Annotated in this window: 7 protein-coding genes; 2 read left to right on the top strand and 5 right to left on the bottom strand. The window is 61.8% G+C overall.

The genetic code is table 11. The annotated features are described in order from the left end of the window. The first annotated feature begins 45 nt into the window (after positions 1-45). Both Q3H59_RS22390 and entS read left to right on the top strand, forming a co-directional pair. A complete protein-coding gene (locus Q3H59_RS22390; RefSeq protein ID WP_309837355.1) occupies positions 46-8,448 on the top strand; it encodes a non-ribosomal peptide synthetase in 8,403 nt (2,800 codons plus the stop codon). A gap of 105 nt (positions 8,449-8,553) precedes the next feature. Continuing rightward, positions 8,554-9,816 carry an enterobactin transporter EntS gene (gene entS, locus Q3H59_RS22385; RefSeq protein ID WP_309837353.1) on the top strand — a complete coding sequence of 421 codons (1,263 nt, stop codon included), beginning with the start codon at positions 8,554-8,556 and terminating at the stop codon, positions 9,814-9,816. On the opposite strand, the gene fepB is transcribed toward entS, so the two are convergent. From fepB to Q3H59_RS22360, 5 genes are all read right to left on the bottom strand, one after another. Next, on the bottom strand, positions 9,813-10,763 hold the full coding sequence (gene fepB, locus Q3H59_RS22380) for a Fe2+-enterobactin ABC transporter substrate-binding protein (protein WP_309837351.1): 951 nt from the start codon (positions 10,761-10,763) through the stop codon (positions 9,813-9,815). The two genes, entS and fepB, sit on opposite strands and share 4 nt — an antisense overlap. A 195-nt stretch (positions 10,764-10,958) precedes the next feature. After that, positions 10,959-11,888 carry an ABC transporter substrate-binding protein gene (locus Q3H59_RS22375; RefSeq protein ID WP_309837349.1) on the bottom strand — a complete coding sequence of 310 codons (930 nt, stop codon included), beginning with the start codon at positions 11,886-11,888 and terminating at the stop codon, positions 10,959-10,961. Positions 11,889-11,897: 9 nt separating this feature from the next. Further along, positions 11,898-12,632, bottom strand: a complete 735-nt coding sequence (locus Q3H59_RS22370; protein ID WP_309837347.1) for an ABC transporter permease — start codon at positions 12,630-12,632, stop codon at positions 11,898-11,900. After that, entirely contained in the window at positions 12,616-13,332 is a 717-nt protein-coding gene (locus tag Q3H59_RS22365) for an ABC transporter ATP-binding protein (protein WP_309837345.1), read from the bottom strand. The genes Q3H59_RS22370 and Q3H59_RS22365 overlap by 17 nt, the downstream gene beginning before the upstream one ends. After that, positions 13,329-14,294, bottom strand: coding sequence for a HesA/MoeB/ThiF family protein (locus tag Q3H59_RS22360; protein WP_309837343.1), 966 nt, complete (start codon positions 14,292-14,294; stop codon positions 13,329-13,331). The genes Q3H59_RS22365 and Q3H59_RS22360 overlap by 4 nt, the downstream gene beginning before the upstream one ends. Positions 14,295-14,302: the final 8 nt, after the last annotated feature.

The raw sequence follows: 14,302 nt of genomic DNA, 5'->3' as shown, positions 1-14,302 counted from the left end.
TAACTTTCTCTTTTTTAAATTGTTTTTCTCGACAGGAATTGTCCTTTGGCATCGCTAAACAACTATTCTCCAGCCTATCCACTCGTCGCGGCGCAGCCCGGCATCTGGATCGCTGACAGCATTGCGCAGCAGCGCAATCAATTTACCGTGGCGCACTACAGCGTGCTGCACGGCGACATCAATCGCGCGGCGCTGGACAGCGCCATTCAGCAGGCAATGGCGGAAGCCGATACCGTGCAGGCGCGCTTCGGCCTGGATGAGCAGGGCAATCCGGCGCAGTGGTTTGGTGCACAAGCGCCGGTCGCGCCGGAATGGCACGATTTCAGCCAGCGCGGCGATGCCAGCAGCCAGGCGCACAAACTGATGCAGGCAGATCTCGCTGCCGATCTGCCCGCCGACGGCGACAAACCGCTCTATCGTCACGCGCTGATGCGCATCGGCGACGGCAGCTGGCTGTGGTATCAGCGCTATCACCATTTGCTGGTGGATGGCTTCAGCTTTGAAGCGACGACTCAACGCGTCGCAGCGATCTACGCCGCCCTTTGCGCCGGCGAAGCGCCCGCGCCCTCGCCGTTTACCCCGTTCACCACGGTGATTGAAGAGATTCAGCAGTGGCAGGATTCGCCGGCTTTTGCCCGCTCCGCCAGCCACTGGCAAAATTACGCAGCGGATTTGCCGGAAACCCTGACGCTTGCCAGTGAAAACGTCAGCGATCCCGGCGATCGCCCGATCAGCTGTCAGGTAACGCTGCCGCAACTGACCACGCTGCGTCAGCAGCATCCACTCGCCGACAGCAGCGAAGGCGATATCGTCAGCGCGCTGTTGGTGGCCTATCTGGCACGCTTCAGCAACAGCCAACGTTTGTCGATTGGCTTCCCGTTTATGCGCCGCATGGGTTCGGCGGCAATTTCTACCCTCGGCCCGGTGGTCAACGTGTTGCCGCTGATTTTCAGCGTCAGCGATGAGATGACCTTGCCGATGCTGGTGCAGCAGGTGCAAGGCGAAATCCGCAAAGCGCGCCGTCATCAGCGTTATGAAGCTGAACAGCTGCGCCGCGATCTAGGTCTGGTCGGCAGCAGCCAGGCGCTGTATGGCCCGGTGATTAACGTCAAGGTTTACCACGACGATCTGCAGTTCGATGGCCATGCAGCTCCAACGCACACGCTGGCGATGGGCCCGGTCGACGATCTCGAGTTTGAAGTCGGCTTCCGCGCTGGCGCATTGCAGCTGACGCTGGTGGCAAACCCGCGCCGCTACGAGGCAAAAACGCTACAACGTCACGCCGAGCGCATCAGCCACGTGCTCACGCAATTTGCGGCGGATGCCAACACGCAAATCGGCGCGCTGTCACTGCTGGCGCCCCAGGAACTGATCGATCTGCAACGCTGGTCGACCGGGCCAACCATCGTGCCGCCCGTCAATACCCACACCATCGTCGATATCCTGCTGCAAGCCGCTGAGCAATACGGCGAGCAAACTGCGGTGGTGTGCGGCGCGCGCAGCCTGAGCTATCGCCAGTTAGCCGATCGCGCGATGCAACTGGCGCATCTGCTGATTGCGCGCGGTTTACAAGCAGACGACGTGGTGGCGATTGGCATTCCGCGCTCGGTGGATTCGCTGGTAGCGATGTTCGGCGTGCTGGCGAGCGGCGCGGCCTATATGCCGCTCGATCTCGACTATCCGCGCGAACGCCTGGCGCTGATGTGCGATGACGCGCTGCCGAAGCTGCTGCTGACGCACTCCAGTACGCTGGCGCACATGCCGGAGCTGCCAAATCTGCTGATTGATCAGATTGCGTTGAGCACCCTTTCCACCGCACGACCCGATACCCAACTGTGCGGCGACGATCTGGCCTACATGATCTACACCTCAGGATCGACCGGCCGCCCGAAAGGCGTGATGAGCACTCATCAAGGTTTGCTCAATCTGTTCCTGTCGCACCGCGAGCATCTGTTTGGCCCGGCGATTGCGCGCTTCAGCGCCAGCAGCCCGCGCCGCATGCGCGCTGGTCACACCGCTTCCTTCTCGTTCGATTCCTCATGGGAACCGCTGTTCTGTATGCTGATGGGCTGCGAGCTGAATATCTTCGACGAAGAGCTGCGCCGCGATGCCTGGGGCCTGATTCAGCAGATGAACGCGGTGCCGGTCGATTTACTGGATATCACGCCGTCATTCTTCTCGCAGATGATCGACAGCGGCCTGCTGGAAGCCGATAACCATCGTCCCACTTTCGTGATGATTGGCGGTGAAGCGGCCACGCCAACGCTGTGGAAGCTGATGCAGCAACAGCAGCAGATGGAGATCCACAACTATTACGGCCCATCGGAATACACCATCGATACGCTCGGTGCCAGCGTCATGGCGTCACCGCAGCCGGTGATTGGTCGTCCGGTGGGCAACAGCGAAGTCTATTTGCTGGATAACCAGTTGCGTCAGGTGCCGATTAGTTCTGCTGGCGAGCTGTATATCGCCGGAACCGGCATCGCGCGCGGTTATCTGCGCCGTCCCGATCTCACCTGCGGACGCTTTGTCGCTAACCCCTTCCGCGACGGCGATGTGATGTATCGCAGCGGCGACCTGATGCGCTGGCGTCAGGATGGACAGCTGGCGTTTATTGGCCGTACCGATCACCAGATTAAAGTGCGCGGTTTCCGCGTCGAACTTGGTGAAGTGGAAAATGCGCTGGTGGCGCTGCCGGAAGTCAGCACCGCCGTGGTGATCGCCGAAGTAATGGGCGCCACGCATCGCCTGATTGGTTACTGCTCAGTGCAGGATGATGCGCTGCGCGCCGATGCCGATCTCAACGCCCGTTTGCTGGCGCAGCTCGCCACGCAGCTGCCGGATTACATGGTGCCTGCGGTGCTGATGGTGATGGACGAATTGCCGCTCAACGTTAACGGCAAGATTGATCGTCAGGCGTTGCCGAAGCCGCAACAGGCGCAGCAAAGTCAAAGTCGCGCCGCCAGCACGCCGCAGGAGCAGCTGATTTGCCACGCGATTGGCAGCCTGCTGGGGCTGGAGAGCGTTGGCGCGGAAGATGATTTCTTCGCGCTCGGCGGCGACAGCATCTCAGCGATGGGGCTCAGCACCGCCGCCCGTCGCGCTGGCTATCTGTTGCGTCCACGCGAAATCTTTGCCGAACGTACCGCTGCACGCATGGCGCGGGGTTTGCAGCCGCTGGCACAACACCACACCGGCGCGCGCGTCGCGCAACAGGGCGCGATTGGCGGCTTGCCGATTCTGCACTGGTTCAACGCCCAGGCGGGCATCAATGCGCGCTTTGCTCACGGCGTGCTGCTGTCGGTGCCGCCGCAGTTGCAGCTCGTTCAGTTGGAACAACTGATCGATCAGCTGGCGGAGGCGCATCCGGCGCTCAACGCCTTTACGCGCGGCGATCAGCTGATTGTCGGCGAAGCGCTGACGACGCGCCCTGCCCGCGTGCGTGCGCTGGAGGTGCAGGACCGCGACCGCGCAGCGGAACGGGCGTTTAGCGAAGATGCTGAGGCGCTCGACCCGACTAAAGGCGCGCTGCTGCACGCCACGCTGCTGCAGCAAGATGGCGCCAGCTGTGGGCTGGTGTTAACGCTGCATCATCTGATTGTCGATGGCGTCTCGTGGCGCGTATTGCTGGAAGAACTGCAACAGGCCGGTGACGCGCTGCTCAATGACACGCCGCTGGTGATCCCCGCCGAGGAAACCTCACTGCACGACTGGTCTGCCGCGCTGCTGGCGAACCTTGCGGCGCGCGCCAGCGAGTTACCGTTCTGGCAACAGATGCTGGCGGAACCGCTGCCGCTTGTCGGTCAACGGGCGATTCAGTCCGGCGATCGCCAACAGCATCAACGCACGCTGCTGGATGCATCAACCACGCACGCGCTGCTCAACACGTTGCCGCAGCACTATCGCGCCACCAGCGAAGAGCTGCTGCTGACCTTGTTGACCCTCGCTCTGCGCCAGCTCAACGGCAGCGCACAGCAGCGCGTCACGCTGGAATCGCATGGCCGTGCTGAACTGCATGCGCAGCAGGATCTGGCGCGCACCGTCGGCTGGCTGACGTCCGAATTCCCGCTGCTGCTGCCGTTGCCAGAAAATCCACATGCGCCGCTCAATGAGTGCGTACGCGCGGTGAAAGCGGTACTGCGTGCGGTGCCGGATCGCGGTATTGGCTACGGGCAGCTGCGCTGGCTCGATGCACATCGCGGCGTGACGCTGGAAAAACTGGCGGCACAACACGCGCCGCAGGTGCTGTTTAACTACCTCGGGCGCTTCACACAACGCAGCGGTGACTGGACGCCACAGCGCACCGCGCAACAGTTCCGTGACACTTTCGCGGTATTGCAGGATGACGCGCTGCCGCTGCAGCACGCGTTGGAACTCAACGTCTTCGTTGAGGAGCAGCCACATGCGGCGCAGCTGGCGCTGAACTGGAGCTGGGCGGACGGCGTGCTCAACGCCGAAGCGATTGCCGATTTACATCAGGCAATGGCGGCTGCCGCGCAGGCGCTGATCGCGCTGGCTCAACAGCAACCGCAGCACGCCGCCCACACGCTGGTGGCCGCCGAGGTGGCGCTGGAAGGCGTCGATGACGCGCTGCTGCAACAGCTGCATGCGCGTCACGGTGCGTTTAGCCATGCGCTGCCGCTGTTGCCGCTGCAGAAAGGTTTGCTGTTCCACGCGCAAACCACCGCGCAGCAAGGCAGCTATAACTCGTTAACCCGCCTGACGCTGAGCGGCGATATCAGCCCCGCAGCGGTACAAACCGCGCTCGACGCGGTGTTACAGCGTCATCCACAGCTGGCAGCGCGCTTCGACGCCGAACTCAGCCTGCAACCGCTGCAGCTGATACCGGAAGGGGAATTGCATTGGCCGCTGACGCTGCTTCAGTTGGGCGAGGAAGAGGACATTCAGGCGTTGGAACATCAGGCGCTGGCGCAGGATCTGTTTAGCCAGCCGATCATGCTGCACGCCTCGCTGATCGCCCATCGCGATGGCGCACGCTGGACGCTGCTGCTCAACGCGCATCACTTGGTGGTAGATGGTTGGTCAACGCCGGTGATCCTCAACGATCTGCTTAGCGCGCTGCGCCAGCAAACCTTGCCCGCGCACAGCAGCAGCTACGCCGACATCGTGCGCCAGCTCAGCCAGCGCGACAGCCATGAAGCGCGTCAGCAGTGGCAAGCTTGCCTGAAAGACGTGCGTCCGACGCTGCTTTATCCGCAGGCCGCCGACAGCGCGGTTAAGGAAAAGCGCATTACGCTGGATGCCACGCTGGAGCGGGAACTCTATGCGCTGTGCCGGGCGCGCGGTTTAACCCTGAACACTGTGATGCAGGGATTGTGGGGCTTGCTGCTGTCGGTCGCCAGCGGCCAGCAAGACGTGGTGTTTGGTGCGCCGGTTTCTGGCCGTTTTGGTCAGATTGACGGCATCGATCGGCACGTTGGCCTGTTCAGCAACACGCTGCCGGTGCGCGTACGCTTCGATCATCAACGTTCGTTACTGGCGCAGCTCGCCGATCATCAGGCGCAGCAAATCCAGCTGATTGAGCAGGATTGCCTCGGCCTCGCCGAGATTCAGCAATGTGTCGGCGCCGGTACGCTGTTCGATACCTTGCTGGTGGTGGAGAACTATCCGGACAACCAAACGCTGCTGGATGCCAACGCCACCGTGCGCTGCGAAGCGATCCATAATCGCGGTTACACGCACTATCCGCTGACGCTGTTGGTGCTGCCGGGCGAACAGCTGACGCTGCTGATGGAGTATCGCGACTGCGTTAGCGAGCCGGAACGTCTGGCCGAGCGGCTGTTATTGCTGCTGCAACAGCTGGTCAGCACGCCGGATCTGCCGCTGACGCAGTGGAAATTGCAAACGCTGGCCGAGCAATCGCTGCTCGCCTGGGTGAATAACACCGGCGTGCAGCTGGAGAATGAAACCCTGCAGCAGGCGATTGCCCAGCAGGCGGCGCGCACGCCGGACGCGCTGGCGCTAATGGATGTCGACCACCGTCTGAGCTACGGCGACATGCAGCGTCAGGCCGCGCTGCTGGCGGATCGCCTGATTGAAGCGGGCGTGATGCCGGGCGATATCGTCGCCGTGGCGCTGCCGCGCTCGGTGCGTCTCAGCATCGCGCTCACTGCCATCCTGCAGGCGGGCGCGGCGTATTTGCCGCTGGATATCGGTTATCCCGATGAACGTCTGGCTTACATGGTGGAAGACGCGCGGCCGTGGGTGCTGATCACCGAATCCGCACTCGAAACCCGCTTCGCCACGTTTGGCACGCTGATGATGTTTGATGGCTTAGCCGGTGAACACATTCAGCCGCGTCACCCTTTGCCGCAGGCGGATGCCAATCGCCCGGCTTACGTGCTTTATACCTCGGGCTCGACCGGAAAACCGAAAGGCGTGGTGGTGAACCAACGCGCCATCGTCAACCGCCTGCGCTGGATGCAGGCCAGCTACCCGCTACGCGCCGACGACGTGGTATTGCAGAAGACGCCGTGCAGCTTTGATGTATCGGTGTGGGAGTTTTTCTGGCCGCTGATGACCGGTGCGCAGCTGATGATGGCACCGCCGGAAGCGCATCGCGATCCGCAGGCGCTGTGGCAGCTGATCGAGGATTATCGCGTGACCACCCTGCACTTCGTGCCCTCGATGTTAGCGGCCTTTGTCGGCCATCTCGCCGCGCAAACCGATCAAGCTTGCCCAACGCTGCGCCGCGTATTCTGCAGCGGTGAAGCGCTGGCGTGCGACCTGGCGCGCAGCTATCAGGAAGCGATCGCGGCGCCGCTGCACAATCTGTATGGCCCAACCGAAGCCGCCGTCGATGTCACCTGGCAACCGGCCAGCGGCAGCGCGCTGGATGGCCTCAACGGACCGGGCGTGCCGATTGGCCGTCCGGTGTGGAACACGCAGCTGCACATTCTCGATAGCCTGCTGCGACCGGTGCCGGTTGGCGTGCCGGGCGATCTCTATCTCAGCGGCGTGCAGTTGGCCGATGGCTATTTGCATCGCGCTGATCTCACGTCACAGCGCTTTGTCGCCGCGCCGTTTGCCGAAGGCGAGCGCATGTATCGCACCGGCGATATCGCCAGCTGGCGCGCCGACGGCGCGGTGGAGTATCTCGGCCGCAGCGACGATCAGCTAAAAATGCGTGGACAGCGTATCGAGCCGGGCGAAATCGAACAGGCGTTAGTGGCGCTGCCGGGCGTGGCGCAGGCGGTGGTCGCAGCGCGTGCGCTGACGCAGCACGCCACGCCGGGCGTCGATAACCGTCAGCTGCTCGGCTGGCTGGTGGCCGAAACGGGCGTGGTGCTGGATATCGACGCGGTGAAGCAGCAGCTGGGCGAACGTCTGCCGGCGCATATGCAGCCGGTCAGCTATCTGCTGCTCGACCATCTGCCGCTCAGCGCCAACGGCAAGCTGGATCGTAAAGCGCTGCCGATGCCGCAGCTCAGCGCGCGCAGCGGCCGCCTGCCGCACAGCGCCAACGAGCGTTTGCTGGCGGATCTGTTCCAGCAGCTGCTTGGTTGCGACAGCGTGTTTGCCGATGACGACTTCTTCGCGCTCGGTGGTCATTCGCTGCTGGCGATGCGTCTGGCGGCGGAACTGCGCCGTCGTGAGGTGCCGCCGCTCAGCGTCGGACAGATCATCGCCGCGCGCAGCGTGGAGAAGCTGGCGGCGCTGCTCGACGGCGGTGCCAACAGTGAAAGCGGTGGCAACGGCGAACTGCTGCCTTTGCGCGCTGGTCACGGCCCGACGCTGTTCTGCATCCATCCGGCATCCGGCTTCGCCTGGCAGTACAGCGCCCTGCTGCACTATCTCGACGGCGACTTCCCGATTGTCGGCCTGCAATCGCCGCGGCCAAACGGCGTGATTGCTGCCTGTCACAGCGTGGAGGCGATGTGCGAACGTCATCTGCAGGCGATTCGCCAGCAGCAGCCGAGCGGTCCGTATTTCCTGCTCGGCTATTCACTCGGCGGCACGCTGGCGCAAGGCATTGCCGCACGTTTGCAGGCGCAGGGTGAAACGGTGTCATTTCTTGGCCTGCTGGATACCTATCCGGCAGAAGGTCAGGACTGGCGCACGCCGGATGCCGATGAAGCGGAACAGGAAGTGGCGCGTGAGCAGGCCGAGTTTATGGCTGCGACCGAAGATGAGCGCGATCCGCTACTGCGTGAAGAGAAGGCGGCGATGTTTAGCACCATCGTCGCGAACTACAAAGACGCCGTCGCACGCCTGGCTGAAGCGCGTACGCCGCGTTATTCCGGCCACGCCACGCTGTTTATGGCCGAGAAAACGCTGCCGCCGGAGATGGATGTGCGCGCCAGTTGGGCACCGTTCGTTGATGAATTGACGATCTTCCCGCTGGATTGCGAACACGCCGATATTCTTTCAGCAGATTCGTTGCAGGTGCTGGGACCGTTGATAAACCGTTTATTAGCTCGGCGTTAATTAAGGCACATACCGTAGCGACGCGATTCATCGTGTTCTGTCAAAAAACGCGCAATAAATTGCGCCGCTACGGGTGATGCAAATGTGATTCACCGTTGGAGATTTATGGCTAAGCCCTCGATATTCTTAGATTTCAGTTTACTCAAAAACAACGCCTCCTTCCGCGCGATATTCTGCGCGCGCATGCTCTCGGTATTCGCCCTTGGCATGCTGGCGGTTGGCGTGCCGGTGCAAATTCAGGCGATGACCGGCTCCACGTTGCAGGTTGGCGTGGCGGTAATGCTCGATGGCATCGGCATGTTTATCGGTCTGCTGCTCGGCGGCGTGCTGGCCGATCGCTACGATCGCCGCAAATTAATCCTGTTCGCGCGCGGCACTTGTGGCATCGGTTTTGTGCTGCTCAGCCTCAACGCCTTCAGCCCAGCACCTTCGTTGCTGGCGCTCTACTTCCTCGCCTTCTGGGATGGCTTCTTTGGCGCGCTCGGCATGACCGCGCTAATGGCTGTGATTCCGCTGATCGTCGGACGTGAACATCTGGCGGAAGCCGGTGCGCTCAGCATGCTAACGGTGCGCCTCGGCGCGATTTTGTCGCCCGCGCTCGGCGGCATGATCATCGTTGCGGCGGGTGTCGGTTGGGCGTTTGCGGTCGCCGCGATTGGTACGCTAGCAACGCTGATTCCGCTGGTGCGTTTACCGTCGATGAAGCCCGAACAACAGGAGCCGGAGCATCCGCTGCGCGCGCTGGCGAGCGGCATTCAGTTTGTCTGCCAGCATAAAGTGGTCGGCGCGGTGGTGCTGGTTGGCTTGCTGCTCAGCATGGTTGGCGCGGTGCGTATTCTGTTCCCGGCGCTGGCGATCACCTATCACGCCGATGCATCCGCATTAGGATTGATGTACTCGGCGGTGCCGCTGGGTGCGATGATCGGTGCCTTTACCAGCGGCTGGGTGCGGCAGTTAACGCGCCCGGGATGGGTGCTGATGGGTTGTGCGCTACTGGCATTTGCCTGTATCGCCTCACTCGGTCTTTACAGTCATCTGATGCCCGCGCTGCTGGCGCTGGTGTGTTACGGCTACAGCAACGCCATCGCCTCGCTATTGCAGTTTATGCTGACGCAGCACCACACGCCGGATGCGCTGCTGGGACGCGTCAACAGCCTCGGCACCGCGCAGGATGTGACCGGCGATTCGGTCGGTGCATTGGGTTTAGGCGCGCTGGCACGTGTGCTGGCACCGTTGAGCTGCGTGCTGTGGTTTGGCGGATTGGCGGCGGGATTGCTGGTGCTGTTGTCGCTGGCGGCGCGCGGCCTGCGCTCGGCGCGCCTCAGTGAACAACCGGACGCGCCGCAGCCCGCCACCGCAGAGGCTTAACGGGTAAACTGCCGCTCGATGCTGCTGAGCATATTGCTGGCGCTGTAGTAATCGAGACGAAAAGTATCGTTACCTACGGCAAAGATGTCGTGCTGCTGTACCGCCGGCAGATGGGCGAGGAATGGATTCTTCGCCACCTGCGGCACGGTTTTCTCATCAGCGGCGAACAGCAATAGCGTGTTGCCGGTGATGCCATCGGCCATGTTTTCGCCATTCAGCTGAATAATGTCATTGCGCTTACCCATGCTGGTGCTGCCCTGAAAACTGGCAGGCGGCGCGGCCAGCGTAAAGCCCAAATCCTGTAATAGCGCGCCCTGCGCCGATGCTGGCGTCCACAAGTTCATTCCGCGTCCATCTTCGTAATAGACCAGCGCAGAGGTCGGCTGCGGCGGCAGCGTAATCTTGTGACGCACTGCTTCGACTCGTTGGTCGAATGCTGCGATCACCTCATTGGCATCAGCTTCATGGCCGGTAATCTCGCCCAGCTGCAGGGTCAATGCCTGCCAGCTCTTATCGCCATAGTCGATCACTAACACCGGCGCGATGGTTTGCAGCTGATCGTAGAGGCTCAGCGCCGAATCGCCGCCGGTGGCGGCAATCACGATCAAATCCGGCGCTTCGGCGGCAATCGCTTCGGCATTCGGCTGTGAAATATAGAGCGGTTTAACCTGACGCGCTTTGGCCACCGCGCTCCATTGCGTAAAAAAGCCCTGCGCATCCGATACGCTGCTATTGCGACTGGTGGCACCGGAGCCAATCAGCGGCGCGTTAATTGCCAGCAAAGTGCCACTCAGCGTAACGCTGGTAGAAACAATGCGCTGCGGCGGCTGTTGCAGTGTGAAGGGGCCTTTCGGTGTAGCGATAGTGCGCGGCCAGGTTACGTTGGCGTGAACATGGGTGCAGATGAAAAACAGGCTAAGCAGCAGAGAAAGAGCGGGGAAACGCATCAGGTTGTCCATCACTTGATAGTTGAGAATAAATATCATTATCAAAAATAAGTGCGGGTGCAAGGGAAATTGTGCGTGGTTTCCCCTCACCCTAACCCTCTCCCGCAAGCGTGAGAGGGAATAATTAGGTGGGCGCGGCCGGCTCCTTCTCCCGCGCGCGTGAGAAGGCTGGGGTGAGGGGCAAACCTCACCAACTTACAACGAATATCGCCCCATCGGCGCCACAGCCTTAATCACGCCATTAGCTTGCATATATTCACCAAACGCCTGATAGCGCGCCTGATCAAACGCCGCACTGTGCGCGGCGAAATATGGCAGCGTGGCCTGCCACGCCTCGTGATTGAGCGGCGTATTCAGCTCGGGATATTTTTCGATAAACGCCTGCCACGCTTCCTGCGGGTGAGCGCGTAGCCACGCCACGCCGGCATCCATAGCACGTAAAAACGCCGGAATGCGTTTGTCCTGCGCGGCAGTTTTCTGGTTTGCAAGGATGATCAACTCATCATAAGCAGGCACGCCGTAATCTTCCGGCTTGAACACCGTTGGCTGCGCGCCTTTGTCTTTCAGATCCAGCAGCTCATAGTTGCGAAAGATGGTCATCGCGCCATCAATCTTGTGCGTTAGCAACGCGGAGGTGCCATCCATATTCAGGTTGATAAGCTTCACCGAGTCGGCATCAACGCCCTGCGCTTTTAGCATATTGCGGATCGCCACGTCTTCGGTGCCCGGCACCGCGTAGCCGATGGTTTTGCCAGCGAAATCCTTCAGCGAGTGAATATCGTCTGACACCGTGGTCAGCGTATTCAGCGGCTGATTAATCAACGTGCCGACGCGAATCACCGGCACCTCTTTATCCACCAGCGTGTAGAGCTGCGGCTGGTAGCTGACGGCGAGATCGACTTTGCCCGCCGCCAGCAGCAGCGGCACGGACGCCGAATCGGCGGGCGCGATCATCTCGACATCCAGCCCCTCTTTCTTAAACGCGCCGCTGTGCTGGGCAGCAAAAATCGCCGCGTGATTGGGGTTGATAAACCAGTCAAGCAGCAGGCGAACTTTCTCCGCCGCCTGCACGTTAGCGGTCGCCAGCAGCAGCAACGCGGTCAATGCCATTCGTAGGGTTTTCACGGTATTTCCTTATGTAGATTGCCAGAGGATTTTCTTGCGCATCAACGCCACGCTGCCCGAAAGCAGCAGCGCCAGAATCAGTAACAGCAGCAGCGCCGCGAAGCTGGTGGCGGTTTCCAGTCGCGCGTTGGATTGCATCATCAGATAGCCGAGCCCTTCGCTGGCGCCGACCCATTCGCCAATCACCACGCCAATCGGGGCCAACACCACCGCCATCTGCAGGCCGGAGAAAAACTGCGGTAACGCGGCGGGCCAGCGCACGCGCCAGAAGATGCAGAAACGCGATGAAGTGGAGGTTTGCGCCAGCTCCAGCCAGCCGACCGGCGTACGGCACAGCCCATCAAACAGTGACAAGCACAGCGGGAAGAACAGGATCAAAGCCGCTACCACCACTTTTGAGGCGATGCCAAAGCCGAGCCACAGCACCAGCAGCGGCGCGAGGGCAAACACCGGGATTGCCTGGCTGGCGGTGACCAGCGGAAACAGCACGCGACGCAGCAGCGAACTGGCGGCCATCAGCACCGCCAGCGTCACGCCCGCGCCGACGCCCAACAGCAGCGCCAGCACAATTTCCGCCAGCGTATAGAGCGCGTGATGCCACAGCAGTTGACGATGCAGCCACAGCGCCTCCAGCACCGCCTGTGGCGCGGGCAGCAGGAAACTCGGCACGCCGCTGTGACGCGCCAGCAGCCAGCCGCACAGCAGCACCACGATCAGGTAGATCGCGCTAAACACTGTTTTCATGGGTATTCAGTCGGGAGAAGAGTTGCGCCTGCGCCTGCAGGACGTCGGGATGATCAAACGGACGCGGCGCGTCACCGCCAGCAACCGGCCAGCTTTCGATAGCCAGCGGCTGGCCTTGCAGCAGCAGAATGTCATCGGCCATGCGGCACGCTTCCAGCGGATCGTGCGTCACCAGCAGCACAGTTTTGCCCCGCAGTAATCGGGCGGTCAGCGTTTGCAAACTGAGTTTGGTCATCACATCCAGCGTGGCGAAGGGTTCATCCATCAGCACCACGTCGCGCTGCGCATAAAGCGTGCGTGCCAGCGCCACGCGTTGCCGCATGCCGCCGGAGAGTTGATGCGGGGGTGCATGCGTAACGTCGCTGAGTTTTACCTGCTCGAGCAGCGCCAGCGCACGCGGGCGATCCGGCTTGTCGCCGCTGAGCCGCGCCGACAGCATCACGTTGTCGAGCACCGTCAGCCACGGATACAGCAGATCCTGCTGGCCCATCCACGCCACGTTGCCGCTCAAGCCCTGCACCGCGCCCTGCTGCGGCTGGAGTAAACCGGCCACCAACCGCAGCAACGTACTTTTGCCGATGCCGCTGCGTCCCAGCATTACCGTGGTTTTGCCACCGCGCAGGTGCAGATTCAGCCGCTGACATAGCGGTTTATCGCCCCAGCTAAAGCTCACATCGTTGAAGAGAATGTCGTGATTCATGGGCGATTGGCCGCCAGAATCGCCAGCTGATGAAATCCGCGCTGCGCCAGGGCGCTGGCGGCTTGCGCGGCACGGATGCCGCTGGCGCACACCAGCACGATGCGCTGCTGGGCGGGCGGCTGCCACGCGGCGATCGCCTGCGGCAAGATGCGCTCAACGCCATCCGCCACGCTGACCGGCGCTTCTTCACAGCTGCGCAGTTCGACAATACAGTCATCGGCGGCCAGCATTTGCAGGTCGATAAACGGCACCGCATATTCCGGCTCTTCAGCATCATCAAAGCGGAACTGGCGGAAGTGCCAGTTCACAAAATCGCAGTTCACCAGACAACCGAGCGGTGAAGGCTGTAATTCCAGCAGTACGCTGAGCGCCATCTGCGCCTGCATCGCGCCGAGCGTTGCCACCGCCGGGCCCATCACGCCTGCGGTGTTGCAGTTCGCGGCCGATGACGGCAAGCGCGGGAACAGCGCGCGATAGCTCGGCGCGCCGCCACAGAATCCGCCGACGTAACCTTGCCGCCCCAGCACCGAGGCGCTGATCAGCGGCATGCCCGCCTGCATGCAAGCATCGGAAAGTTGGTAGGTGACGGCAAAGTTATCGGCGGCGTCGATCACCAGATCGCATCCCGCCAGCGCCTGCTGCAGATTGCTGGCGCTCAGCGACTGCTGCAGCGCCTCGATTTGCACCTGCGGATTGCGCTGCTGCAAGGCGTGCTGCGCGCGCAGCACTTTGGGCTGGTCGATATCCTGCTGCGTAAACAGCGTTTGCCGATGCAGGTTATGCAGCGCCACCACATCGTCGTCATACAGCCGAATATGGCCGACGCCCGCGCCCACCAGCTGCGGCAGGAGCGTGGCGCCTAGTCCGCCCGCGCCCGCCACCAGCACGCGCGCGTTAAGTAGCTTTTGCTGCCCGGCTTCGCCGATTTCCGCCAGCATCATCTGGCGTTGATAACGTTGCATAGTTGCCG

The sequence above is a fragment of the Pantoea sp. SORGH_AS_0659 genome (assembly GCF_031453915.1).
Classification (GTDB): domain Bacteria; phylum Pseudomonadota; class Gammaproteobacteria; order Enterobacterales; family Enterobacteriaceae; genus Pantoea; species Pantoea leporis.
The sequence above is the reverse complement of the archived record's forward strand: the minus strand, read 5'-3'. Positions and strand labels throughout refer to the sequence as shown.

What these genes read in the sequence shown, in the direction of transcription:
- Q3H59_RS22365 (WP_309837345.1), bottom strand. Translation starts at nt 13,332, where the DNA reads ATGAATCACGACATTCTCTTCAACGATGTGAGCTTTAGCTGGGGCGAT.
- fepB (WP_309837351.1), bottom strand. Translation starts at nt 10,763, where the DNA reads ATGCGTTTCCCCGCTCTTTCTCTGCTGCTTAGCCTGTTTTTCATCTGC.
- entS (WP_309837353.1), top strand. Translation starts at nt 8,554, where the DNA reads ATGGCTAAGCCCTCGATATTCTTAGATTTCAGTTTACTCAAAAACAAC.
- Q3H59_RS22370 (WP_309837347.1), bottom strand. Translation starts at nt 12,632, where the DNA reads ATGAAAACAGTGTTTAGCGCGATCTACCTGATCGTGGTGCTGCTGTGC.
- Q3H59_RS22360 (WP_309837343.1), bottom strand. Translation starts at nt 14,294, where the DNA reads ATGCAACGTTATCAACGCCAGATGATGCTGGCGGAAATCGGCGAAGCC.